The following is a 1,061-nucleotide window of genomic DNA, read 5'->3' as shown; positions in this document are numbered from 1 at the left end:
CCCCGGCCGAGGCGTACGGCTACGGCGACCCGCGCGGCCGGCCCGAGCTGCGCCACGCGCTCGCCGGTTACCTGGGTCGGGCCCGGGGCGTGCTCGCCGACCCGGAGCGGATCGTGGTCACCTCCGGATACGTCCAGGCGCTGGTGCTGCTCACCACCGTGCTCCGGGACGCCGGCACGCCGGCGGTCGCGATGGAGGATCCGGGGCTGGCGTTCCACCGGGAGGTGGTGCGGCGGCACGGCGGCACGGTGCTGCCGCTGCCGGTGGACAGCTGGGGCGCCCGCACCGACCTGCTCGGCTCGGGGCGGCTCGCCGGGGTGGGCGCAGCCGTGGTCACCCCGGCCCACCAGTACCCGGCCGGGGTGACCCTGCACCCGTCCCGCCGGCACGCGCTGACCGACTGGGCCCGGGCCGGCGGCGGCCTGGTCGTCGAGGACGACTACGACGGCGAGTTCCGGTACGACCGCCAGCCCGTCGGCGCGGTCCAGGGCACCGCGCCCGAGCAGGTGGCGTACGTCGGCACCGCGGCCAAGACCCTCGGGCCGGCGCTGCGCCTGGCCTGGCTGGTGCTGCCGGCCCGGCTGGTGGATCCGGTGGTGGACGCCAAGCGCCACCTCGACCTGCACACGGAGACGATCGGCCAGCTCGCCCTCGCCGACCTGATCGAAACCCACGGCTACGACCGGCAGGTCCGTACCGTCCGGCGCCGCTACCGGGAGCGCCGGGACCTGCTGCTGGCCCGGCTCGGCGGGCGGTCGACCGTGGACGGCATCTCCGCCGGCCTGCACGCCACCCTCCTGCTGCCGCCCGACGGGCCGGGCGAGGCGGAGGTGCTGGCGGCGGCCGCCGCGCACGGGCTGGGCCTGACCGGGCTCGCCGCCCACCACCACCGCCCCGCCGACCAGCCACCCGGCCTGGTGATCGGCTACGCCAACCCGCCGGCCCACGCCTACCCCACCGCCCTCGACCTGCTCACCCGCGTCCTCCCCGACCGTCCCACCTGACCGGCCGGCGCCGCCGGTTCCCGGCGTGGCGGAAGGGCCTCTCCGCCGCAGCTCGGG

Annotated in this window: 1 protein-coding gene; it reads left to right on the top strand. The window is 78.1% G+C overall.

Annotated elements, in window-relative coordinates:
* Positions 1 to 1,004, top strand: a 1,004-nt coding sequence (locus ACWEVO_RS37070) for an aminotransferase-like domain-containing protein (RefSeq protein WP_452312031.1), incomplete at its 5' end; no start/stop codon positions are given.
* Positions 1,005 to 1,061 lie beyond the last annotated feature (57 nt).

It is taken from the genome of Micromonospora sp. NPDC003776, from assembly GCF_053605645.1.
The sequence above is the reverse complement of the archived record's forward strand: the minus strand, read 5'-3'. Positions and strand labels throughout refer to the sequence as shown.